General features: G+C 67.4%; 19 protein-coding genes and 1 pseudogene. 15 read left to right on the top strand and 5 right to left on the bottom strand.

Translation table 11 applies throughout. The features are described from left to right. Positions 1-9 precede the first annotated feature (9 nt). The 5 genes and pseudogenes from Q0Q02_RS10210 to Q0Q02_RS10185 all read left to right on the top strand — a co-directional run bounded on the left by Q0Q02_RS10210 (position 10) and on the right by Q0Q02_RS10185 (position 6,442). Positions 10-684, top strand: a complete 675-nt coding sequence (locus Q0Q02_RS10210) for a chemotaxis protein CheW (RefSeq protein ID WP_293809047.1) — start codon at positions 10-12, stop codon at positions 682-684. Further along, positions 681-2,954 (top strand): hybrid sensor histidine kinase/response regulator, encoded by a 2,274-nt coding sequence (locus Q0Q02_RS10205; RefSeq protein ID WP_293809046.1) that lies wholly within the window; start codon positions 681-683, stop codon positions 2,952-2,954. Before Q0Q02_RS10210 ends, Q0Q02_RS10205 begins: the two co-directional genes overlap by 4 nt. Before the next feature lie 22 nt (positions 2,955-2,976). Continuing rightward, positions 2,977-3,996 carry a chemotaxis response regulator protein-glutamate methylesterase gene (locus tag Q0Q02_RS10200; RefSeq protein WP_293809044.1) on the top strand — a complete coding sequence of 340 codons (1,020 nt, stop codon included), beginning with the start codon at positions 2,977-2,979 and terminating at the stop codon, positions 3,994-3,996. 11 nt (positions 3,997-4,007) lie between these two features. Then, a pseudogene (locus tag Q0Q02_RS23805) lies at positions 4,008-5,028 on the top strand (diguanylate cyclase). A gap of 169 nt (positions 5,029-5,197) precedes the next feature. After that, on the top strand, positions 5,198-6,442 hold the full coding sequence (locus Q0Q02_RS10185) for a Zn-dependent hydrolase (protein ID WP_293809041.1): 1,245 nt from the start codon (positions 5,198-5,200) through the stop codon (positions 6,440-6,442). Here the strand turns inward: Q0Q02_RS10185 and Q0Q02_RS10180 are convergent. Further along, positions 6,420-7,400, bottom strand: a complete 981-nt coding sequence (locus Q0Q02_RS10180; protein ID WP_293809039.1) for a LysR family transcriptional regulator — start codon at positions 7,398-7,400, stop codon at positions 6,420-6,422. The genes Q0Q02_RS10185 and Q0Q02_RS10180 overlap by 23 nt on opposite strands. Before the next feature lie 152 nt (positions 7,401-7,552). Here Q0Q02_RS10180 and Q0Q02_RS10175 point away from each other — a divergent pair, with 152 nt between their 5' ends. The 4 genes from Q0Q02_RS10175 (at position 7,553) to Q0Q02_RS10160 (ending at position 11,845) form a co-directional block, all read left to right on the top strand. Next, the gene (locus tag Q0Q02_RS10175) at positions 7,553-8,218 is read left to right on the top strand and encodes an RraA family protein (protein ID WP_293809037.1); all 666 of its coding nucleotides are present in this window, start codon (positions 7,553-7,555) and stop codon (positions 8,216-8,218) included. 75 nt (positions 8,219-8,293) lie between these two features. Further along, complete coding sequence (locus Q0Q02_RS10170; RefSeq protein WP_293809035.1) at positions 8,294-9,817, top strand: ABC transporter substrate-binding protein; 1,524 nt, start codon at positions 8,294-8,296, stop codon at positions 9,815-9,817. A gap of 238 nt (positions 9,818-10,055) precedes the next feature. Next, on the top strand, positions 10,056-10,973 hold the full coding sequence (locus tag Q0Q02_RS10165) for an ABC transporter permease (RefSeq protein WP_293809033.1): 918 nt from the start codon (positions 10,056-10,058) through the stop codon (positions 10,971-10,973). Continuing rightward, entirely contained in the window at positions 10,973-11,845 is an 873-nt protein-coding gene (locus Q0Q02_RS10160) for an ABC transporter permease (RefSeq protein WP_293809031.1), read from the top strand. The genes Q0Q02_RS10165 and Q0Q02_RS10160 overlap by 1 nt, the downstream gene beginning before the upstream one ends. Positions 11,846-12,006: 161 nt before the next feature. On the opposite strand, the gene Q0Q02_RS10155 is transcribed toward Q0Q02_RS10160, so the two are convergent. Further along, positions 12,007-13,158, bottom strand: a complete 1,152-nt coding sequence (locus Q0Q02_RS10155; protein ID WP_293809029.1) for an acyl-CoA dehydrogenase family protein — start codon at positions 13,156-13,158, stop codon at positions 12,007-12,009. A 112-nt stretch (positions 13,159-13,270) separates the two neighbouring features. On the opposite strand from Q0Q02_RS10155, the gene Q0Q02_RS10150 reads away from it, so the two are divergent. Continuing rightward, positions 13,271-14,464, top strand: a complete 1,194-nt coding sequence (locus tag Q0Q02_RS10150) for a CaiB/BaiF CoA-transferase family protein (RefSeq protein ID WP_293809027.1) — start codon at positions 13,271-13,273, stop codon at positions 14,462-14,464. Between the two features lie 7 nt (positions 14,465-14,471). Continuing rightward, positions 14,472-15,095: a TetR/AcrR family transcriptional regulator gene (locus tag Q0Q02_RS10145; RefSeq protein ID WP_293809025.1), complete on the top strand. Its 624-nt coding sequence runs from the start codon at positions 14,472-14,474 to the stop codon at positions 15,093-15,095. Between the two features lie 3 nt (positions 15,096-15,098). Here the strand turns inward: Q0Q02_RS10145 and Q0Q02_RS10140 are convergent, their stop codons facing one another. Continuing rightward, positions 15,099-16,526 (bottom strand): PLP-dependent aminotransferase family protein, encoded by a 1,428-nt coding sequence (locus Q0Q02_RS10140; protein ID WP_293809023.1) that lies wholly within the window; start codon positions 16,524-16,526, stop codon positions 15,099-15,101. Positions 16,527-16,601: 75 nt separating this feature from the next. On the opposite strand from Q0Q02_RS10140, the gene Q0Q02_RS10135 reads away from it, so the two are divergent. Beyond that, positions 16,602-17,225 carry an FMN-binding negative transcriptional regulator gene (locus tag Q0Q02_RS10135; protein WP_293809021.1) on the top strand — a complete coding sequence of 208 codons (624 nt, stop codon included), beginning with the start codon at positions 16,602-16,604 and terminating at the stop codon, positions 17,223-17,225. A 52-nt stretch (positions 17,226-17,277) separates the two neighbouring features. Here the strand turns inward: Q0Q02_RS10135 and Q0Q02_RS10130 are convergent, their stop codons facing one another. Together Q0Q02_RS10130 and Q0Q02_RS10125 are read right to left on the bottom strand one after the other, a co-directional pair. Then, positions 17,278-18,414, bottom strand: a complete 1,137-nt coding sequence (locus tag Q0Q02_RS10130) for an acyl-CoA dehydrogenase family protein (protein ID WP_367275027.1) — start codon at positions 18,412-18,414, stop codon at positions 17,278-17,280. A gap of 26 nt (positions 18,415-18,440) precedes the next feature. Next, on the bottom strand, positions 18,441-19,604 hold the full coding sequence (locus Q0Q02_RS10125; protein ID WP_293809017.1) for a dihydrodipicolinate synthase family protein: 1,164 nt from the start codon (positions 19,602-19,604) through the stop codon (positions 18,441-18,443). A gap of 167 nt (positions 19,605-19,771) precedes the next feature. On the opposite strand from Q0Q02_RS10125, the gene Q0Q02_RS10120 reads away from it, so the two are divergent. The 3 genes from Q0Q02_RS10120 to Q0Q02_RS10110 are packed head-to-tail and all read left to right on the top strand — an operon-like array spanning position 19,772 to position 23,212. Beyond that, on the top strand, positions 19,772-20,824 hold the full coding sequence (locus Q0Q02_RS10120) for a LacI family DNA-binding transcriptional regulator (protein WP_293809015.1): 1,053 nt from the start codon (positions 19,772-19,774) through the stop codon (positions 20,822-20,824). Positions 20,825-20,849: 25 nt separating this feature from the next. Then, the gene (locus Q0Q02_RS10115; protein ID WP_293809013.1) at positions 20,850-22,442 is read left to right on the top strand and encodes an acyl CoA:acetate/3-ketoacid CoA transferase; all 1,593 of its coding nucleotides are present in this window, start codon (positions 20,850-20,852) and stop codon (positions 22,440-22,442) included. After that, a complete protein-coding gene (locus tag Q0Q02_RS10110) occupies positions 22,439-23,212 on the top strand; it encodes an enoyl-CoA hydratase/isomerase family protein (RefSeq protein ID WP_293809011.1) in 774 nt (257 codons plus the stop codon). Before Q0Q02_RS10115 ends, Q0Q02_RS10110 begins: the two co-directional genes overlap by 4 nt. Position 23,213 lies beyond the last annotated feature (1 nt).

Below are 23,213 nucleotides of genomic sequence, written 5' to 3'. Positions count from 1 at the left end.
GCTCACCAGATGACGACCGAAGGCATCGTCGAATGCTGGCGCGAGATCGGCGTCAGCGGCGACCGCTCCTGCCCGGAGCTGGAGAAACATCTCCACTGCCGCAACTGCCCGACCCATGCGCAGATCGCCCGCAAGCTGCTCGACCGGCCATTGCCGCCGGGATACCGGGACGAATGGACACAGCATTTCGCCGGTCGCAACGAGAAGGCCCCCGAAGGCGAGGAGATCGACAGCGTCCTGATCTTCCGCATCGGCGAGGAATGGCTCGGCCTGCCCGCCGCGATCTGCCGCGAGATCGCCGAGCCACGCCCGGTCCATTCCCTGCCCCACCGTCGAAGCGAAGCGGTCCGCGGCATCGTCAATGTCCGTGGCGAGCTCCTGATCTGCGTCTCGCTGCCCGCCCTGCTCGGCATCGGTGCGGTATCCTCATCGCGCAGCACCGAGCGGATCGCAGTCTTCCCCCGCCTCGTCGTCACCGGCGAGGAAACGAGGCATGTCGCCTTCGAGGTCGACGAGGTTCATGGCCTGCACAGCTATCGCGCCCATGAGCGCAGTCCGGTGCCGGCGACGGTCGGCCGCTCGGCGGCGAGCGTCGTCGAAACCATGATCGCGTGGAACAGCCGCGCGGTCGGCTGCCTCGATGCCGGGCGCCTGCTCGACCTGATCGACCGGAGCATCGCATGAGCGGCGAGGATCTCAGCGACCTCTCCATGCTCGATCTGTTCCGGGCCGAGCTTGCGGCGCAATCGCAGGCCTTCACCACAGGCCTGCTCGCCCTGGAACGCGACCCGACCGCCGCCGTTCATCTCGAAGCCTGCATGCGCGCAGCCCATTCGTTGAAGGGTGCCGCGCGCATCATCGACCTCACGCCGGCCGTGCAGGTCGCGCACGAGATGGAGGAATGCCTGGTCGCCGCCCAAAACGGCAAAATCCGACTGAATCGAACGCATATCGACACGCTGCTTGCGGGCATCGACCTCCTTGCTGCCATCGCTGCGGGAGCGGGCGAGCCAGAGGCGGAGACAAAAGGCCGGATAGACGCCCTTGCGCGAGCCTTGCACCGGGCTTCCGAGGAAACGGGTGCCGCCGCCCCGAGCCCATCCGACAGCGCTCTCGACCCGGTCATCGCCGCGCCTGCTCTGGAAGCCCCAGCCGCCCTACCGCCCACCGCCCAGGACGCGTCTACGCAGGCGTGCGACGTGGCAACCGGCGAGCGCATGGTCAGGGTGACCGCCGATAGCCTGAACCGCCTGCTCGGTCTCGCCGGTGAATCGCTGATGTCGGCGCGCCGGCTGCGGCCGTTCAATGATGGGCTGTTGCGGTTGCGGCGCATCCAGGCCGAGCTCGCCAGGAGCTTCGAGGATCTGCGCGCCGCAATGCCGGCCGATGGCGACGGTCGCGCGGCGCAGGCACTGGCAACCGCGCAGCTCAAGCTCGCGGAGGGCCAGGCGCTGCTCGCCCAGCGCCTCGACGAGATGGACACGGTCGACCGGCGCGCGACCGATCTCGCCAACCGGCTCTACGACGAGACGCTGGCGAGCCGGATGCGGCCCTTCGAGGATGGCGTCCGGCATTTCCAGCGCAATGTGCGCGATATCGGCCGGGCGCTCGGCAAGACCGTGCGCCTCGACATCGTCGGCGGCGCCACCAGCATCGACCGCGACATCCTCGACCAGCTCGACGCTCCCCTCGGCCATCTCCTGCGCAACGCCGTCGATCACGGCATCGAGGTGCCTGAGCGGCGCCGCGCCGCCGGCAAGCCCGCCGAGGGCCTGATCCGGCTGGAGGCGCGGCACAATGCGGGCCTGCTCCAGATCATCGTCTCGGATGACGGTGCCGGCATCGATCTCGAGGCGCTCCGGCAAGCCACGCTGGCGCGCGGCCTCACGACCCCCGAGACGGTCTGGGATCTCAGCGAGGAGGAACTGCTCGAATTTCTCTTCCTGCCCGGCTTCTCGATGAAGGCGACCGTCAGCGACATCTCCGGCCGCGGCGTCGGCCTCGATGCCGTGCAGGCGATGGTCCGGCAGGTCCGCGGCCAGGTCACCGTCGCCTCCGAGCCCGGCATCGGCACCCGCTTCCAGCTTCAGCTTCCGCTCACGCTATCCGTGATCCGTGCACTCCTCGTCGAGATCGACGGCGAGCCCTATGCCCTGCCGCTGACGGCGATCGCCCGCGCCCTGCGGCTGCCGCGCGAAAAGATAGAACTGCTCGAAGGGCGCCCGCATTTCCGCCATGGCGAACGACAGGTCGGCCTCGTCACGGCTCATGAGATTCTCGGCCGGGGTGAGGCAGCAGCCGGCGAAGAGGAACTGCCCACCGTCGTCGTCGGCGAAGGAGACAGCCTCTACGCGCTCGTGGTCGACCGCTTCCTTGGCGAGCGGGAGCTGGTCGTCAGGCCGCTCGACCCGCGTCTCGCCAAGGTCAAGGATGTCAGCGCCGCCGCCCTGATGGACGATGGCTCCCCGGTCCTGATCCTCGATGTCGAGGACCTGATCCGCTCGATGGAGAAACTGGTCTCGGGCGGACGTCTCAGGACGCTGGAGCGCAGCGTGACGCGCACGGGCCAGAAGCGGCGCAAGCGCGTCCTCGTCGTCGACGATTCGCTGACGGTCCGCGAACTGGAGCGCAAGTTGCTCGACCATCACGGCTTCGAGGTCGAGGTCGCAGTCGACGGCATGGACGGCTGGAACGCGGTCCGCTCCGACCCGTTCGACCTCGTCGTCACCGATGTCGACATGCCCCGCATGGACGGCATCGAGCTCGTCACCCTGATCAAGCGCGATCCCGGCCTGCGCAATCTGCCGGTGATGATCGTCTCCTACAAGGACCGGGAGGAGGATCGCCGCCGCGGGCTTGATGCCGGCGCGGATTACTATTTGACCAAGGGCAGCTTCCACGACGAAACTTTGATCCATGCGGTCGTCGATCTGATCGGCGAACCGCTGGGATGAGCATGCGCTGTGGGGGCGTTCCATGAGAGTCGGGCTGGTCAATGACCTGCCGATGGCAGTCGAGCTGTTGCGACGCGTCATCGCTTCCACCGCCGAGCATGAGGTCGCCTGGATCGCCATGAACGGCCGCGAAGCGGTCGACGCCTGCCGGCACGACCGGCCCGACCTGATCCTGATGGACCTCAACATGCCGGAAATGGACGGCGTCGAGGCGACGCGCCGGATCATGGCCGAGACGCCCTGCCCGATCCTGCTGGTCACCGCCAGCGTCGATGCCAATGTCTCCGGCGTATACGATGCGATGGGCTATGGCGCGCTCGACGCGGTGGATATTCCCAGCGTCGGCCTCAATGGTCACAGCTCGGAGCAGACGGCAGCCTTGCTCGTGCGCATCGCGACGATCGGCCGCCTCTCGCGCAACCTGCCGCCGGTGAGCCACGGCCAGCGCCGGCCGCCGGCCCCGGCCTCTCCCTCCCAGCGTCTCGTCGCCATCGGCGCTTCCGCCGGCGGCCCGGCCGCCGTAGCGACGCTGCTGGGCGACCTGCCGCCCGAATTCCCGGCGCCGATCATCCTCGTCCAGCATCTCGACGAGCAATTCGTTCCTGGCTTCGCGAGCTGGCTCGGTCAGCATTGCCGCCTGTCCGTCCGGCCGGCCCGCGAGGGCGACAGGCCGGAGCGCGGCGTGGTGCTGATCGCGGCGAGCGCCAATCACCTCGTTTTCGAGGCAGGCGGAGAGCTCGGCTACCGGGCCGAGCCACGCGACTATCCCTATCGGCCGTCGGTGGACGTGTTCTTCGAAAGCGTCGCCGAACGCTGGCAAGGCGAGCCGATCGGCGTCCTGTTGACGGGCATGGGCCGCGACGGCGCCCGCGGCCTGAAGCTGCTGCGCGACAGGCAATGTTTGACGATCGCGCAGGACAAGGCCACAAGCGCGGTTTACGGAATGCCCAAGGCTGCCGCGGCAATCGGCGCGGCTGCGGAGATTCTGCCGCTGGCTGCGATCGCCCCCCGCTTGACTGAGGCGTGCGCTCCGTCGTCCTGATAAAGGTTGCCATGACAGCCGAAACGAAATTCTCTCCACCTGACGTCCCGCCGCCGGCCGACAGCTACCTGTCGATGGTTCTGCTGGTCGACGATCAGGTCATGGTCTGCGAGGCCGTGCGGCGCGCACTGGCCCATCACGGTGATCTCGATTTCCACTACTGCACGGACCCGCTGGAGGCGATTGCCGTCGCCCAGCGCGTGAAGCCGACCGTCATCCTGCAGGATCTCGTCATGCCCGGCGTCGACGGTCTCGACCTCGTCCGGCAGTACCGCAAGCACCCGGCTCTGCATGCCGTTCCGGTCATCGTGCTCTCCACCAAGGAGGACCCGGCAACCAAGAGCGATGCCTTCCAGGCCGGCGCCAACGACTATCTCGTCAAGCTACCCGACAAAATCGAATTGATCGCCCGCGTGCGCTACCATACCCGCGCCTATCTCGATCACTTGCAGCGCGACGAGGCCTACCGTGCGCTGCGCGAGAGCCAGCGCGAGTTGATGCGCGCCAATCTCGAGCTCGAGCGCCTGACCCGCATCGACGGACTGACCGGTCTCGGCAACCGCCGCTATTTCGACGAATACCTCACCGCCGAGTGGAAACGCTGCCAGCGCACGCAAAGCCCGCTCTCGGTGCTGATGATCGATGTCGACCACTTCAAGCGCTACAACGACGCTTATGGCCATCTCGCCGGCGACGACGTGCTGAAGCAGGTCGCGCGCGTCATCCAGGAAAGCTCGACGCGCTCGACAGACCTCGCCGCGCTTCGGCGGCGAGGAATTCGTGGTCATCCTGACCGACGTGCCGCAGGCCGGGGCGAGCCATGTCGCCGAGCGGATGGTACAGGGCGTTCGCGACCTCAACATCGCGCATGGCACCGACAGGGTGACGATCAGCGTCGGCGTGGCGACGGCCTGGCCGGATAGCGAAGGCGACCCGGCACGGCTGGTCAATGCCGCGGACCTCGCCCTGTTCCGCGCCAAGAACGAGGGCCGCAACCGTCTGGTCTTCGCGGAGCTTCCGCCGAACCGCTGAACGGTGCCCGGACGGCGCGGAGGCCGGCCGATGGCAAGCATAGGCAATATCTATTTGCCTGCGCCGCCCCTCGCCTGAAATCCTCTGATGGATGGTTCGCTCGCCATGGCAGAGCGGATGTATTCGCCCCGCAGCAGCTCCCGCCCGATCCGGCGGAGAGGAGACGATCATGCCCAGCCTCGACACGGCCCGTATCGACATCGAGCGGTTCTGGACCACGATCGAGCGCTCGGCCGAGATCGGCCCGGGCCGGCCGGGCGGCCTCTCCCGCCTCGCCCTTTCCGATGCCGACAAGGAAGTCCGCGACACCTTCGTCGGCTGGTGCCGCGAGGCAGGACTTCAGGTGCGCGTCGATGGCATCGGCAACATCTTCGCCCGCCGCGCCGGCACCGATGACAGCCTGCCGCCGGTGGTGATGGGCAGCCATCTCGACACCCAGATCAATGGCGGCCGCTTCGACGGCATCGCCGGCGTGCTCGGCGGGCTCGAAGTCTGCCGCACGCTCGACGCGCTCGGCCACCGCACGCGCCGGCCGATCGAGATCGTCAACTGGACCAACGAGGAAGGCGCGCGCTTCTCGCCGCCGATGGTCGGTTCAGGCTGCTTCGTCGGCGCCTATACGCTCGATTTCGCGCAGGGACGCACCGACGAGGAAGGCCGTACGATCGGGCAGGAGCTGGAGCGGATCGGCTATCGCGGCGAGATGGAAGCGGCCCCGCACGCCTTCGACGCTTATTTCGAGTTCCATATCGAGCAGGGCTACTACCTCGACCGCGACGGCATGCAGGTCGGCGTCGTCACCGGCGGCTTCCCGAGCACGGGCATGCTCGTCGAGTTCAAGGGCGAGACCGCCCATACCGGCCCCTGGCCGATGGAGCGCCGCCGCAACGCCCTTCTGGCCGGCGCCCGCCTGCTGGTCGAGACCGACGAGATCGGCTGGACCTATGCGGCCGGCGGCGGCAAGGCGACGGCCGCCCGCCTCGCCGCCTGGCCGAACAAGCCGGGCATTCTCTCCGACTGGGCCCAGGCCGTCTGCGACGTCCGCCATCCCGATCCCGAGACCTCCGAGGTCATGGCCGAGCGCGTCCGCCGCGCCGTCGGCGAATCCGCCGCCCGCGCCGGCTGCACCGCCGAAATCCTCGATATCTGGAAATGGGGCGGCAAGATCTTCGCGGAGGAGCTGATCGACAGCGTCCGCGAGACCTCGCTGGCGCTGGGTTATCGCACGCAGGATATTCTCAGCCAGGCCGGGCATGACGCTTATTTTGTCGCGCGCCATGCGCCAACGACGATGATCTTCGCCCCCTGCAAGGGCGGCATCACCCATAACAATGCCGAGCTCTGCACGAGGGAAGACCTGGAACCCGGCCTCAACGTGCTGCTTCACACAGTCATGGCACGGGCGGATCGCTGAGCAGAACCTCCGCGGCCTCGGCCGCCGGCTCCTCCTCGGTCGCGACGCGCTGCTGCTCGAACAGCCGCAGGAAGGCCTCTTCCGCGGCATTGAGCTGCATGGCCGGGTTGGAGACGAAATAGAGATCGGCGCCGAGCAGGTCCTCGGGCCGTGCTAAATTCCACAGCGAGCGGCTCTCCAGCGCCTCGGCCACCGAGGCTAGCGGCAGGATGCCGATGCCGAGCCCGGCGGCGATCATCCGGGTGACTTCTTCAAGGTTGGGGCTGGAACCGACGACCCGGCTGCCGAGCCCCGCCCCTTCCCTGACCGAGACCATCGGCTCCAGCGCGCCGTCCTGCCCGCAGGCGAGCGCAACGAAGGGCTCGTCCCGCAATTCCGCCAATGGCACGTCCGCAAGCCCGAAGAGCGGGTGCCCGCGCCCGCATAGGATGCCGAATTCCTCGCGCAGCAGCGGACGGCAATCGAGCCCGGCCAGGGGCTTGGCGAGCAGGCAGAAGCCGAAGGGGCTGAGCTTCTGCGAGACCGCGCGGACGATGTCCTGGCTGTTGGCGACGTCGATCCGCACGCTGACGCCGGGATGCTTGCGATTGAGCAGCGTCAGCGTCCGGTCCAGCGGCGGCAGCACGACATGGGTAACGACGAGGAGCCGCACCAGCCCGGTCAGGTCGTCGTGATCTTCCGAGAGCCGGTCGCCGATGCGCGCCACGCTGCGGTAGATGTCGACGCATTCCTTGTAGAGCAGCTCGCCGCGCTTGGTCAGGACGAAGCGGCGGCTGTCGCGCTGGATGAGCTGGCCGCCCAGCGTCTCCTCCAGCCGCTGCAGGGCCGCGCTCACCGTGGGCTGGCGCACGAGCAAACGGTCAGCCGCCCGCGTGATGCTGCGCTCCTCGACGATGACGAGAAAGGTGTGCAGCAGGTTCCAGTTGAGATGGTGCAGCTTCGGCTTCGTTCCGCTCAAGCGAGCCTCTCTCTTCCCTTGGTGGTCCCGGTCCCTTATGCAAACCCGCTGCCGTGGCAAGCCTATGCTTAGCATAGGAACTGTCTATTGGACCCGGTTTCGCGGCTTCCGTAGGTTCGGCAGAACGGACATTCTCCAGCGCAAGGGCGACCATGACAGCGACCGGATCATCGGCCGAAGCCTCGATCGCGCAGCGCGCCGCGCTTTTCCGCGAGATCGAGACCGCGACGCTCGGCCATATCCTGACCGAGGGTTTCATGGTCCCCGCGATCCAGTGCGTCATCGAGGGCCCACGCGTCTGCGGGCCGGCCTTCACCGTCAGCGTCCCGCCCGATGACGGCGCGGTGCTCTCCTGCGCTCTGACGCAGGCCAAGCCCGGCGACCTCCTCGTCATCGACCGCCAGGGCGACGACCGCCATGCCTGCTGGGGCGCGGTGATGACCGCGGCCGCGCAGGCTGCCGGCATCGTCGGCGTCGTCATCGACGGCTTCGTCACCGATGTCGCGGCGATCCGGGCCTCGGGCCTGCCGGTCTGGTGCCGCGGCCGCTCGCCGCTCACGACAAAGCTCCTCGGCAAGGGCGGCACGATCGGCGAGACCGTCCAGTGCGGCGGCGCGACGGTGCGCCCCGGCGACCTCGTCCTCGCGGACGAGAACGGCGTCTGCGTCATCGATCCCGCAGAGGCCGAGACACTGGCCCGGACCTGCGCCGCCATGCAGGCGGCCGAGCCCGATGTCATCGCGCGCGTCCTCAAAGGCGAACGCATCGACGAGATCAACGGCGCGCGGAAGCTCTGGGAAAAGTTGCGGGCTTCATAGGCTCCGACCGCAGAATCGCCCATAGAGGCGCGCTTCGGCCGGACGGAACATCCAGAACCACAGGGGAACAGACCGATGAAAATCTTGGGAACGACCGCGCTGGCCGGCGCACTGCTGGCCGCCTCCTTCGCGCTGGCTCCGGCCCCGGCCATGGCCGGCAAGGCCGACGATACGCTCAACGCCGCCTTCGCGCTCGAACCGGAAGCGCTCGACACCTACAAGATCGCCGGCCGCGAGGGCCTGATCCTCGCCCGGCACATCTATGACGGCCTGCTCTACAAGGATCTCGACACCGGCGAGATCAAGCCGGCACTCGCCAAGGCCTGGCGCTTCGTCGATCCCACCACGATGGAATTCGACCTGCGCGAGGGCGTGACCTTCCATAACGGCGCCAAGTTCACCGCCGATGACGTGGTCTATACCCTGACCACCGTGCTCGACCCGGCTTACGGCACGCGCTTCCGCATCGCCGTGGACTGGATCGACAAGGTCGAGAAGGTCTCGGAGTTCCAGGTCCGCATCAAGATGGCCAAGCCCTTCGCCGGCGCCGTCGAGATGCTCGCCGACGCGCTGCCGATCTACCCGGCCGCCTATTTCAAGGAGGTCGGCTCGGCCGGCATGGCGGCCAAGCCCGTCGGCACCGGTCCCTACAAGCTGACCGAGATGACGCCCGGCATCCGCTACGCCTTCGAGCGCTTCGACGGCCACTATGCCGGAAGCCCGAAGGGCAAGCCCGCGATCGGCAAGATCGTGGTGCGCACCATTCCCGAGCTCAACACCCAGTTCGCCGAGCTAATGGCCGGCAAGCTCGACTGGACCTGGCGCATCCCGCCGGATCAGGCAGCGCGCCTCGCTAGCCGCGTCCAGATCGTCAACGGGCCGATCATGCGCATCTCCTATGTCGGCATGACCGTGACCGGAAAGGGCAAGGACTACCCGACCAAGAACCTGAAGGTCCGGCAGGCGATCAACCACGCCGTCAACCGCGAGGCCATCGTCAAGGCCTTCGCCGGCGGCGCCTCGCAGGTCCTCAACGCCGCCTGCAACCCCAAGCAGTTCGGCTGCGCCCAGGACGTCACGAAATACGCCTATGATCCGGCCAAGGCCAAGGCGCTGCTGACGGAAGCCGGCTTCGCCAACGGGCTCGACATCGAGATGGTCTTCGCCGCCATGCCGCGCCCGGTCGCCGAGGCGATCGCCAACGATCTCGGCAAGGTCGGCATCCGCACCACGCTGAACGAGCAGCAATACGCCGCCGGCGTGCAGAAATGGCGCGCGGGCGAACTGCCGGCCTTCTTCACCAACTGGGGCAGCTACGGCACCGGCGACGTCGCCTTCATCATCTCCAACTTCTTCGGCGGCGGCGCCGACGACCTCGTCCAGGACAAGGAGGTGATGGAGCTGGTCAACGCGGCCGACACCTCGCAGGACCGCGCGCTGCGCGAGGCGAACTACGCCAAGGCCCTGAAGAAGATCGCGGATCAGGCCTATTGGCTGCCGATGTACGACTTCAACATCAACTACGGCCTGTCGAAGGACCTGACCTTCAAGCCCCATCCGGACGAGTTCGCCCGCTGGTGGCTGTCGAGCTGGAAGTAGGACTGTCTTCCGTATCGCCTCCGGCTCACGCCGGGGGCGGTTGGGCCTTCACCCGATCGAGCAGACACGTCATTGCGAGCGTAGCGAAGCAATCCAGGGGCGGCCGCGCTCTACGTCCCCCTGGATTGCTTCGTCGCTTCGCTCCTCGCAATGACGGGTCCGCGCCGCCTACGATCCCGCCTGAACGGCCAACGCTCTTGTTCCACGGGCAAACCGACCCGCTATTCCCGGAGCCGTCATGCTGCCCTTTCTCGCGCGCCGCCTGATCGTCGCCGCCCTCGTGGCGCTCGCCGTCTCGGCCGTCGCCTTCGGATTGATGTTCGTCTCCGGCGATCCCGCCGTCGTCCTCGCCGGACAGGCCGGCCGGGCGCAGGATGTCGAACTGATCCGCCATGCCTATGGCCTCGACCGGCCGATCCCGCTCCAGTTCCTGAGCTGGATCGGCCATGCTTTCGCCGGCAATTTCGGCACGAGCCTCTATTTCAACCTGCCGGTGGCGCCGATCATCGCCGAGCGGCTCTCGGTCACGTTGGTCCTTGGCTCGGCCGCCTTCCTGCTGGCACTGGTCGTCGCCGTCCCTCTCGGCATCCTCGCCTCGCTCAAGCCCGGCGGCACGATCGACCGCATCGCGCTGATGCTCGCCGTGCTCGGTCAGGCGATCCCGAGCTTCTGGCTCGGCCTGATCCTGATCGTCATCTTCGGCGTCTGGTACGGGCTCGTGCCGATCTCCGGCACCGAGAGCTGGCAGGGCTATATCCTGCCCGTCGTGGTGCTCAGCTATTACGCCATGCCCGCCCTGATGCGCCTCACCCGCGCCGGCATGATCGACGTGCTCACCGCCGACTATATACGCACCGCCCGCGCCAAGGGCGCCTCGCAGCCGCGCGTGCTGCTGGTCCACGCCCTGCGCAACGCCGTGCTGCCGCTCGTCTCGCTCGCCGCCGTACAGTTCGGCCTGATGCTCTCGGGCTCGATCGTCATCGAGAGCGTCTTCGCCATCAACGGTCTCGGGCGCCTCGCCTGGGAATCGCTGCTGCGCAGCGACCTGCCGGTCGTGCAGGCGATCATCCTGATCCTCTCTCTGATCTACGTGACGCTGACCACGGCCGCCGACCTGATCAATGCCTGGCTCGATCCCCGCCTGAGGAGCGCCTGATGTCGATCGCCGACAGCCCCACTCTGCGCCGGCGCAAGCTCTTCAAGGGCCTGAGCGCCAGCAGCGCCATCCGCATCGGCGGCGGCCTGCTCGCGATCATCGTCTTCGTCGCGATCTTCGCGCCCTGGCTCTCGAGCCATGATCCGATCGCGCAGGATCTCGGCAAGCGCATGATCCCGCCCTTCTGGTATCCGGGTTCGGACCCGGCCCACCTCCTCGGCACCGACCATCTCGGCCGCGACTATCTCGCAAGGCTTCTGTATGGCGCCCGCGTCTCACTGCTGATCGGGCTCGGCGTCACGCTCTGCGCCGGGTTCATCGGGACGATGCTCGGCCTCGCAGCGGGGTATTTCGGCGGCCGGGTCGACATGCTGATCAGCTTCATCGTGACGACACGGCTGTCTTTGCCGATCGTGCTGGTCGCGCTCGCGGCGGTGGCCTTGGGCGGCGCCTCGCTGAAGACGCTCGCGATCGTGCTGAGCCTCCTGCTCTGGGACCGTTTCGCCGTGGTCGTGCGCGCCGCGGCGCAGAGCCTGCGCAATCGCGAGTTCGTGCAGGCGACCCAGTCCTTCGGCGCCTCGCATCTCTACATCATGCTGCACGGCATCCTGCCGAACCTGCGCAACACGCTGATCGTGGTCGCGACGCTGGAGATCGCCAACGTCATCCTGCTCGAGGCCGCGCTCTCCTTCCTGGGCCTCGGCGCCCAGCCGCCGACGCCCTCCTGGGGCCTGATGATCGCGGAAGGGCGCGAGCACATCTTGTTCGACCCCTGGCTGATCGCCCTGCCTGGCGCCGGACTCTGCCTGCTGATCCTGGCGGTGAACCTGCTCGGCGACGGCGTCCGCGACGCGCTCGACGAGCGGCGCTGAGCCTCTCGCCTTTATTCTCGGAACCACACCGTCATCCCGGACAAGCTGCGCAGCAGCGCCGATCCGGGATCCATCGTAGAGCTCCGGAGCCCTCCGATGGATCCCGGGACAAGCCCGGGATGACGGGTGTTTCTGGGGAAAAGCGGCAGAGCAAGACGCCTTCAGCCCAGCGCCTTCACCATATTGCGGGCGATGACGATCTGCTGGATCTGCGAGGTGCCTTCGTAGATCCGGAACAGGCGCGCATCCCGGTAGAAGCGCTCGATGCCGTGATCGGCGATATAGCCGGCACCGCCATGGATCTGCACGGCCCGGTCGACCACACGGCCGACCATCTCGCTGGCGAAGAGCTTGCAGCAGGCAGCGTCGGTCGCGACATCCTCAGCCCGATCCTTGGCGCGCGCCGTCTCCAGCACCATGCAGCGCGCCGCATAGGCTTCCGTCCGGCTGTCGGCGAGCATCGCCTGAACCAGTTGGAACTCGGCGATCGGCTGGCCGAACTGCTTGCGCTCGACCGCATAGCGCAGGCTGTCGTCGATCACGCGCTCGGCCATCGCGACGCAAACCGCCGAGATGTGCAGGCGCCCGCGATCGAGCACCTTCATCGCCGTGCGAAACCCCTGCCCCTCGCGCCCGCCGAGCAGGGCGGCGGCCGGCACGCGGCAGTCCTCGAAGATCACGTCGCAGGTATGCGAGCCGCTCTGGCCCATCTTCTTGTCGACCGGGCCGAGCGAGAGCCCCGGCGTGCCCGCCTCGACGAGGAAGGCCGAAACGCCCTTGGCGCCGGGCTGCGATGGGTCGGTCCGCGCGAATACCGTGAACAGGCCGGCATGCGGGGCATTGGTGATGAAGCGCTTGGTACCGTTGATGACATAGCCGCCTTCGACCTTTCGCGCCGAGGTCCTCAGCGAAGCGGCGTCCGAGCCTGCTTCCGGCTCCGTCAGCGCGAAGGAGCTGATCAGCTCGCCCGAAGCCAGCCGCGGCAGGTAGCGCCGCTTCTGCTCCTCCGTGCCGTCCATGATCAGCCCCTGCGAGCCGATGCCGTTATTGGTCCCGATCAGCGAGCGGAAGGCCGGCGAGGTCCTGCCGAGCTCGAAGGCGACCCGAACCTCCTCCTCCATCGTCAGGCCGAGGCCGCCATAGTCCTCCGGGATCGACAGGCCGAACAGGCCCATATCAGCGATCTCCCGACGGATCTCAGGCGGAATGCGATCCTCCTGCGCGACTTGATGCTCCAGCGGCCGCAGGCGCTCACGAACGAATCGCGCCACGCTCTCCAGCAGCCCCTGCATCGTCTCGCTGTCCAAGGCCATCGCCATCTCCCTCGCTTGCCCTCGCCCGGCGCCTCGGGCTTCCTTGACAAGGCGGGGCAGTTAAATACCTTCCAGCCGGTAAGTAAATATCGAGAGCGCGAGGCGGACGGCGATGGGCGCGGCACTGGAAGGCATCAAGGTCCTCGATCTCACCCGCGTTCTTGCCGGTCCCTGGGCGACGATGACGCTTGGCGATCTCGGCGCCGAGATCTGGAAAATCGAGCAGCCCGGCGCAGGCGACGACACGCGCGGCTGGATGCCACCCTCGGTCGAGGGAATCTCGACCTATTATCTCGGCGCCAACCGCAACAAGAAGAGCCTCGCCGTCGATATCGGCACCAAAGAAGGGCGCGAGATCATCGTCGAACTTGCCCGCAAGGCCGATATCCTCGTCGAGAATTTCCGGCCGGCCTCTTTGCGCAAGTTCAAGCTGACCTATGAGGATCTCAAGGCGATCAATCCGCGCCTGATCGTCTGCTCGATCTCCGGCTATGGCCGCGGCCACGCGCTGGAAGAGCGGCCCGGCTACGACTTCATCATCCAGGCCGAGTCCGGCTTCATGGCGATCACCGGCGAGCGCGATGGCGAGCCGATGCGGCTGGGCGTCGCCTTCATCGACCTCGTCACCGGGATGAATGCCGTGCAGGCGGTTCTAGCCGCCCTCTATATGCGCGAGCGCACCGGCGAAGGCCAATGGCTCGATATCGGGCTCAACGACAGCGCCCTGTTCTTCCTGGCCAATATCGCCTCGGGCCATCTCAACACCGGCAAGGAACCGGGGCGCTACGGCAACGCCCATCCCAGCATCGTGCCCTACCAGATCTTCACCTGCATCGGTGGCCGGATCGCCATCGCCGTCGGCAATGACGAGCAGTTCCGCCGCTTCTGCCGGGTGCTCGGCCTGGCCCATCTGTCCGACGACCCGCGCTACGCGACCAACCGCAAGCGCACCGAGCATCGCGACACGCTCCTCCCTCTGCTCGAACGGCATTTCGCCGGCCTGAACCTGACCGAAGTGCTCGCCGGCCTGCGCGCAGCCGGCGTCCCGGCCGGCGATGTCCGCAGTGTCGGGCAGGCCCTGAACAGCGACATCGCGGAACTGCGCCAAAGCGTCGTCTCGGTGTCCGCGCCAACGATCGGCACCTTCCGCTCGGTCCGCAGCCCCTTGCGCATGTCCGCAAGCCCCTCGCGCGAGCCGACGCCGCCGCCCACGGTCGGAGAGCATACCGAGGCGGTCCTGGCCGAGCATCTCGGCCTCGGACCCGAGCAGGTCGGACGCCTGCGCTCCTCCGGCGCGATCGGCTGAGCGAGCCATGCCGGAATCGAACACCGAAGCGAAACCCAAGCGTCAGGGCCGCCCGCCGACCATCGAAAACGCACGCGACCGCATCCTCGACGATGCCGCCCGGCTCTTCGCCCGCGATGGCTATGACGGAACCTCGCTCGGCGAGATCGCTGCCTCCGTGGGCGTCACCAAGGCGGCGATCTACCACTACTTCCCCAACAAGAAGGAGATCTACGAGGCGATCATCGTCCGCACACTGGAGGGGTTGCGCCGCTACGTCTCGCAGGCCACGGCAGAGACCTCCGGCCCAGAAGAGGCGCTCTCCCGCTTCATGACCGCCCATGCCGATTTCTTCGAGGATCACTATGACGGCTTCCTCACCATGCTCGTCGGCTATGGCGGCATGGAGAACGTGGTGATGATCGCGGAAGCGCAGAAGCTGCGCGACGAGCATGAACAGGCCCTGAGACACATCATCGCCGACGGCATTGCACAAGGCGCATTCCGTGCGGTCGATGTCGACACCACCGGCCGCGCCGTCCTCTCGATGCTCAACTGGATGGTGCGCTGGTTCAAGCCGGGCAAGGGCCGCCGCGCCGCCGCCTTCGCGCAGGATTATTGCGACCTGATGCTCGGCGGCCTGCGCCGCTGATCGTCAGGCAACCGCTGCAAACACCTTGGCCAGCCCGGCGGCGCCGCGCCGGATCACGTCGACATCGTGCGCCGCATAACCGACGACGAAACCAGCCTCGGCCGGGCGCTTGGCCCCGGACGCGTAGAGCGGCCCGATCGGATAAAGGCCGATCCCGGCTTCGCGCGCGGCCTCGACGACAGCCGCCTCGCGCTCCACTGGGACGCCATTCAGCCAGGCGACGACATGCAAGCCCGTATCCGCGCCAGTGACGGTCAGGCGCGTCCCGCATTCCTCGACGAGAGCCTGCAACAATGCGGCCCGACGCTCCGCATTCCGCCGGCGGATGCTGCGGATATGACGCTCGTAGCCGCCGCTTGAGAGGAACTCCGCCAGCGCCTCCTGCTCCAGCAAGGGCGTATGCCGATCGGTCAGGCGCTTGGCCTCCGCGAAGGCGCGGCTGAGATCAGGCGGCACAACGAGATAGCCAAGCCGCAGCGTCGGAGAGAGCGTCTTCGAGACGGTGCCGAGATAGATCACCCTCTCTGGCGCAGAGACCTGAAGCGGCGGGATCGGCGCAACACCGTGCCGGTATTCGCCGTCATAATCGTCCTCGACGACCATGGCCCCGGCCTCGGCGGCCCAGTCCAGCAAGGCCCGCCGCCGCGCTGCCGAAAGCACGCTGCCGAGCGGATATTGATGGGAGGGCGTGACATAGGCCAACCGTGCTTGGGGCAGCCCTTCCGTCCGGATGCCCTCGCGATCCACAGCGACAGGCACCGTCATACCGCCCGAAGCGGCGAAAGCATGCCGCGCCAGCACATAACCGGGGTCTTCCATGATGAAATTGTCGCCGGGATCGAGCAGCAGCCGGGCGCAGAGATCGAGCCCCTGCTGCGAGCCGTTGACGACGACGATCTGCTCCGGCGCGCAAACGATCCCGCGCGCGCGCCACAGATAGCTCTGCAAGGCCGTCCGCAGCGGAGCCGAGCCCTGCGGATCACTGTAACGCAAACGCTCGGCCCGGCGCAGGCTCGCCCGGTTCAGAGCGCGGCGCCAGGCCAGCAGCGGAAAATCCGCGCCGTTCAGGTCGCCATAGCGGAGATCGGCGACGCGATAGGTGTGAAACCGGGCCGGCGCGGGCAAGGCAAGCAGGCGCTCGGCAAAATCGGACAAAGCTCTCTTGCTTTCAGGCGCTACAGCCTTGGGTGCCGGCGCCGCCGCGAGCCCGCGCGCCACGACGGCCCGCGCGCCGGGGCGATTGAACAGATAGCCTTCCGCGATCAATTGCCCATAGGCCGCCGTGACCGTGGTCCGCGACACGCCCCATTCGGCGGCGAGCGCCCGGCTCGACGGCAGGCGATCGCCCGGCCGGTACTCCCCGCCATGGATCCGCTGCTTGATCGCGGCGATGATCCGGCGGGCGACGCTCTGCTCTTCCAACTGGACCACTCAAAACCCTTGGAACTGGATATTCAGATCGGTCCAGATTGCAGGCATGACGACGGCGGCACAAGGAGTTCCCGCATGTATACCCCACCGGCCTTTCGCAACGAGGACAGGGCGAGCCTGCTGGCGACGATCCGCGCCGCGCGGCTCGCCACCTTCATCACCGCAACAGTGGAAGGCCCGCTGGCGACACCGCTGCCGCTCTTCATCGACGAGAGTGAAGGCGAGCATGGCGTGCTCTACGGCCACTTGGCCAGGGCGAATCCGCAATGGCGCGCGCCCACGATCGGCAACGGCCTCGCCATCTTCGCCGGCCCGGACGCCTATGTGACGCCGAGCTGGTATGCGTTGAAACAGGAGACCGGCAAGGTCGTGCCGACCTGGAACTACGTGACAGTCCATGCCTCCGGCCCGGTCGAGTTCTTCGACGATCCCGTCCAGCTGCTGGGTGTCGTCACCCGCCTGACCAACCTGCATGAGGGCGAGCGCGCCACGCCTTGGGCGGTCTCCGATGCGCCGGCTGAGTTCATCCAGGCGCAATTGCGCGGCATCGTCGGCCTGCGCATGCCGATCGCGACGCTCGAAGGCAAGCGCAAGCTCAGCCAGAACCGCAGCCCGGCCGACCGTGCCGGCGTGGCTGCCGGCCTCGCCGAAAGCGAGCGCCCGACGGACCGCCATGTCGCGACGCTGATCCCCGTCTGAATCGGGTCAGGCTCGCCTTCGCCATGCGTCCTGCCGGGCCCCTGCCACGTCGTCAGGCGCCGTTCTTGATCAGCTCGCGTGCGATGATGGTGCGCTGGATCTGGTTGGTGCCCTCGTAGATCTGCGTGATCTTGGCGTCGCGATAGAGCCGCTCCACCTCGAAGCCGCGGATATAGCCGGAGCCGCCGAAGACCTGCACGGCACTGGCCGTCTGCGCCACCGCCATGTCGCTGGCGAAGCACTTCGCCATCGAGGAGGCGGAGGTCGCGGGCTTCTCATGGTCGATCAGCAAGGCGGCGCGCTCAACGAGGGCGCGGGCGGCGGCGATGTCCTTGGCCATGTCGGCCAGCAGCCATTGCAGGCCCTGGTTGTCGAGGATCGGCTTGCCGAATTGCCGCCGGTCGCGGGCATAGGCCAGCGCCGCCTCCAGCCCCGCCTGCGCGATCCCGACCGCCAGCGAGGCGATGCCGACGCGGCCCTTCTCCAGCACACTCATCATGATGTGGAAGCCGCGCCCCTTCGGGCCGAGCAAGGCCTCGCGCGGCACCGTCACGCCATCGAAACTGAGCGCACCGACCTGGCTCGCGCGCTGGCCCATCTTGTGTTCCTTCGGTCCGCGCGAGACGCCGGGCGCATCCAGGTCGACCAGGAAGATGCTCATGCCACGATGGCCGGCGGCGGGATCGGTCGAAGCCAGCACGAAACCGAGATCGGCGACCGGCGCGTTGTGGATCCAGAGCTTGCCACCGTCGATAACATAGCCTTCGGCCGTCTCACGCGCGGTGGTGCGAACATTGGAGAGATCGGAGCCCGCCTCGGCTTCGGTCAGACAATAGGCGACGCGCGTCTTGCCTGCGAGGATGTCGGGCAGGCGCTTGAGTTGTTCCGGCGTGCCGTAGCGGGTCAGCAGCGTGCCGATCAGCTCGACGAGGCCGCACTGGTCGGCGACCGAGGAATAACCGCGCGACAATTCCTCCATGACGATCGCGTAGGCGTAAGTATCGAGACCGGCGCCGCCATGCTCCTCCGGCACGGTGATGCCGAACAGGCCGATTTCGCCCATCTTGCGGTAGATCTCGGCGGGGAAAGTCTCGTCACGGTCGAGAGCGGCGGCGGCTGGCTTGACGACCTCCTCGGCGAAGCGCCGGGCGGTCTCGCGGATCTGGTCGTAGATTTCGGCGTCGAGCAGCGGAGCGTGCATGACCTGCCCTCCTCTCAGGCGACGCCGTTGAGGGCGCAGAGATGCGTCATCCGCCGCGCGGCCAATTCGGGATCGATCAGAAGGCCCGACTGGTCCGCGAGGCGGAAGAGGTCGGCATAATGCAGGATGCCGCGCGCCGATTCCGCGCCGCCGACCATCCGGAAATGGCTCTGGAAGCCGTTGAGCCAGGCGAGGAAGACGACGCCGCATTTGTAATGCTGGGTCGGTGCCTCGAAGAGCCGGCGCGAGAGCGCGACGGTCGGATCGAGGATGGCGTGGAAGCCGGCCCGGTCCCCCGCCTCCAGCCTAGCGAAGGCTGCGGCGGCCGCCGGCGCGATCGGGTCGAAGATGCCGAGCAGGCCGTGCGAGAAGCCCTGCTCGTCGCCGCCGATCAGCTCCGCGTAGTTGAAATCGTCGCCGGTATACATGACCACGCCCTCCGGCAGGCGGCGGCGCATCGTGATCTCCTTACCCGCATCGAGCAGCGAGATCTTGATGCCGTCGATCTTGTCGGCGTGCTCGCGGATCAGGGTGAGCACCGTCTCCATCGCCGGCTCGAAATCGCGGCTGCCCCAGTAGCCGGCGAGCGCCGGATCGAACATCTCGCCAAGCCAGTGCAGGATCACCTTGCCCCGGCACTGGCGGATCAGGCGGCCATAGACGGCGAGATAATCGTCAGGGCTCTTCGCGACGCGGCAGAGCGCGCGGCTCGCCATCAGGATGATCTTGCCGCCATGTTCCTCGATATGGCCGATCTGCTCCTCATAGGCGCGGATCACGCCGTCGAGGCTGCGTGCGGTGTTGGGGTCAAGCTGGTCCGTGCCGGCGCCGCAGGCGAGATCGGCCCCCGGCGTCGCCTTGGCCTCGGCGAGGACGCGGGTGATCAGCTCGGACGCATTCTGCCAGTCCAGCCCCATGCCGCGCTGGGAGGTGTCCATCGCCTCGGCGATCTTGAAGCCGAGGCCCCAGAGATGATGCCGGAAGGCCAGCGTCGCGTCCCAGTCGACGGCCGGCTCGCGCCAGGGCTCGACCAGCCTGAGGGGATCGGCGACGACATGGGCGGCGGCATAGACGGTGCGGATACCGTTGGGCTTGGCAGTCTGCGGACAAAGCGAAGGCGGCGCCAGCCTGTAGTGCTCGCGGCTGCCGTCCATGCGGGGCAGGCTGATCTCGACCATCGCTTCCTCCGATGATTTTTATTGGAACGTTCCAATTATAAAACGCGTTTCCAGCCTTATACAGAGGCACAAAAAGCTTTTAAAGGGGGATGTTGCGCGCCAATTCATTCGCTGCTAATGGAACGTTCCAAGAAAAGAACAGCGCCACGCGCATCAGGGACGAAACCATGCCGCAGCCGCAAGGCAGCAAGGGGAAGGTGACGATCATCGAGATCGCGGACGCCGCCGGCGTCTCGAAATCGACGGTCTCGCTTGTCCTCACCGGACGCGGCGCGGTGAAGCCCGAGACCCGCCAGCACGTCCTGCAGACCATGGACCGGCTCGGCTACGTCTATAATCGCGGCGCCGCCAACCTGCGCAACGCGCAGTCCCGCATCGTCGGTCTTGTCCTCAACGACCTCTCCAACCCGTTCTTCGCGGAATTCGCCATCGGCGTGGAGAAGGTCCTGCAGATGGCCGGCTATGTCGCCTTCATGGCCAACACCGCCGAGAGCGTGGTGCGGCAGGAACAGGTGATGCGGATGATGCGCGAGCACGGTGCCGGCGGCATCATCCTCTGCCCTGCGCTGGATACGCGTCCCGAGCATCTCGATTGGGCCAAGGCCGCCGGAACTGCGCTGCTGGTCGCGATCCGCCGCCTGCCCGGCGCCGACACCAGCATCGTCGTTCCCGAGAACCTCCTCGGCGCCAGCCGCGTCACCCGCCACCTGATCAATCTCGGCCATGAGCGCATCGCCTTCCTCGGCGGCATGCATTCGATGGTCGTCCGGCAGGAGCGCCACGGCGGCTTCCTCGCGGCGATGGAGGCGGCCGGCCGCAACGTCGATCCGGCACTCAACATCGAGAGCATGCCGACGCGCGACGGCGGCTTCAGCGCGATGAGCGCGGTGCTCTCGCTCGCCGACCGGCCGACCGCGGTCGTCTGCTACAACGACGTCACCGCGATCGGCGCAATGCTGGCTGCTGCCCGCCACGGCCTCGTCGTCGGGCGCGACATCGCCATCGTCGGCTTCGACGACACCAGCGAAGCGCGCCATGTCTCGCCGGCGCTGACCACCGTCGCGGTCGATCCCGTCGGCCTCGGCGAGCGCGCCGCCGCCCTGCTGCTCAAGCAGATCAACGATCCCGCCGCGGAGCCCGAAAGCTTCATCGGCCCCGCCCATCTCGTCATCCGCGAATCCTGCGGCGCCTATCAGCGCGCGCTCGCCGCTGCCGGCTGAACGCTTCCCGAAGAGACAAGAGATCATGGCCTTCCCCCGCATCCTCTCCGCCGACGAAGCCGCCGCCCTGATCCCGGACGAGGCGATCGTCACCGTCTCCTCCTCCTCCGGTCTCGGCTGCCCCGATGCGGTTCTGGCGGCGATCGGCCGGCGCTTCGACACCAGCGGCCACCCGCGCAACCTGACGACGCTGCACCCGATCGCGGCCGGCGACATGTGGGGCGTCAAGGGCGTCGATCACATCGCCAAGCCCGGCCTGCTGGCGCGGATCATGGGCGGCTCCTACCCGTCCGGCCCCTCCTCCGCCGAGCCTCCTGCGATCTGGAAGATGGTCACGGGCGACGAGATCCCGGCCTACAACATCCCGAGCGGCATCCTGTTCGACATGCATCGCGAAGCTGCCGCCAAGCGTCCGGGCGTGCTGACCAAAATCGGCATGGACACTTTCGTCGACCCCCGGCATCAGGGCTGCGCGATGAACGCGCGCGCCATGGCCGAGCCGATCGTTGCTCGCGTCGAATTCGACGGCGAAGACTGGCTCTATTTCCGCAGCATCGTGCCGAAGGTCGCGATCATCCGCGCCACCACGGCCGACGAGCGCGGCAACCTCTCCTACGAGCATGAGGGCGGCCTGCTCGGCCCGCTCGATCAGGCTCTGGCCGTGCGCAACAATGGCGGCATCGTCATCGCGCAGGTGAAGCGCGTGGTCGAGGCCGGCAGTCTCAACACGCAAGCCGTCTTCGTGCCCGGCATCCTCGTCGACGCCATCGTGGTCGCGCCCGACCAGATGCAGACGACGCAGACCGTCTACGACCCCGCCATTTCCGGCGAGGTGCGCCGGCCGCTGTCGAGCTTCGAGACGCCAGCCTTCGACGTCGCCAAGGTGATCGCCCGGCGCGTCGCGCAGGAACTGCGCCACGGCGATGCCGTCAATATCGGCTTCGGCATTTCGGCTAATGTCCCGCGCATCCTGATCGAGGAAGGCCAGCATGGCGCGGTCACCTGGGTGATCGAGCAGGGTGCCGTCGGCGGCGTGCCGTTGCTCGAGTTCCAGTTCGGCTGCGCCTCCAATGCCGAAGCCATCGTCCCCTCCCCCTACCAGTTCACTTACTTTCAGGGGGCGGGCTTCGACCTGTCGCTGCTCTCCTTCCTGCAGATCGACCGACAGGGCTGCGTCAACGTCTCCAAGCTCGGCGTGCGCCCGCATGTCACCGCCGGCGCCGGCGGCTTCATCGACATCACCGCACGGGCCAAGCGCATCGTCTTCTCCGGCTATTTCAGCGCCGCCGCCAAGCTCGCGATCGCGGACGGGAAGCTCGTCATCGAGAAGGAAGGCAAGGTGAAGAAGCTGGTCGAGGCGGTCGAGCACATCTCCTTCTCCGGCCCTCGTGCGATCGCCCAAGGCCAGGACATCACCTATGTCACCGAGCGTTGCGTGATGAAATTGACCGCCGAGGGCATCGTCGTCACCGAGATCGCGCCGGGCGTCGATCTGGAGCGCGACATTCTCAGCCAGAGCGAGTTCCAGCTGCTGGTGCCCAAGCCGCCGAAGCTGATGGACGCCGCCCTGTTCAATGAAGCCCTGATCGGCCTCGAACTCCCGGCGAGGGCGGCATGAGCGATCCCGTCCGCCTCGATATCGCCGCCGGCATCGCGACGATCACGCTCGCCCGCCCGGAAAAGCTCAACGCGCTCGACGACGTCATGGTCGGCCTGCTCGGCCGTTTCGCCGATGCCATCGACGCCGACCGCGCGGTCCGCGCGGTCATCCTGACGGCCGAGGGCAAGGCCTTCTGCGCCGGTGGCGACATCGTTGCCTGGGGCGGACTCTCCCCGTTGGAGATGGGTCAGGGCTGGGTGCGCTCCGGCCACCGCGCCTTCGACAAGCTGGCGCGGATGAAGCCGCCGGTCATCGCCGCGATGAACGGCCATGCGCTGGGCGGCGGGCTTGAGCTCGCCGTCACCGCCGATATCCGCATCTGCGAGGTCCAGGCCAAGGTCGGCCTGCCCGAGACCGGGCTCGGCATGATCCCGGGCTGGTCGGGCACGCAGCGTCTCGTAAAGCGCCTCGGCGGGCAAGTCGCACGGCGCCTCGCGCTCACCGGCGAGATCGTCACCGCCGAGCAGGCACTTTCGCTCGGCATCGTCGATCAGGTCGTCGAGAAGGGCGGCGCGCTCGCAGCCGCGCAGGCCATGGCCGAGCGCATCTGCCAGCGCGGCCCGGTCGCCAATATCGTCGTCAAGCAGCTGATCAATGCGGCCGAGGAGGAGGATAGCGGCGCGATCATGGAAGCGCTGGCGAGCTCTCTCGTCTCCTACACGGACGACGTGAAGGAAGGCGTCTCCGCCTTCCAGCAGAAGCGCACGCCGACCTATCGGGGAGAGTGAG

The sequence above is a fragment of the uncultured Allobosea sp. genome (assembly GCF_945956895.1).
Classification (GTDB): Bacteria; Pseudomonadota; Alphaproteobacteria; order Rhizobiales; family Beijerinckiaceae; genus Allobosea.
This window is presented reverse-complemented; position numbering and strand designations above follow the sequence as displayed.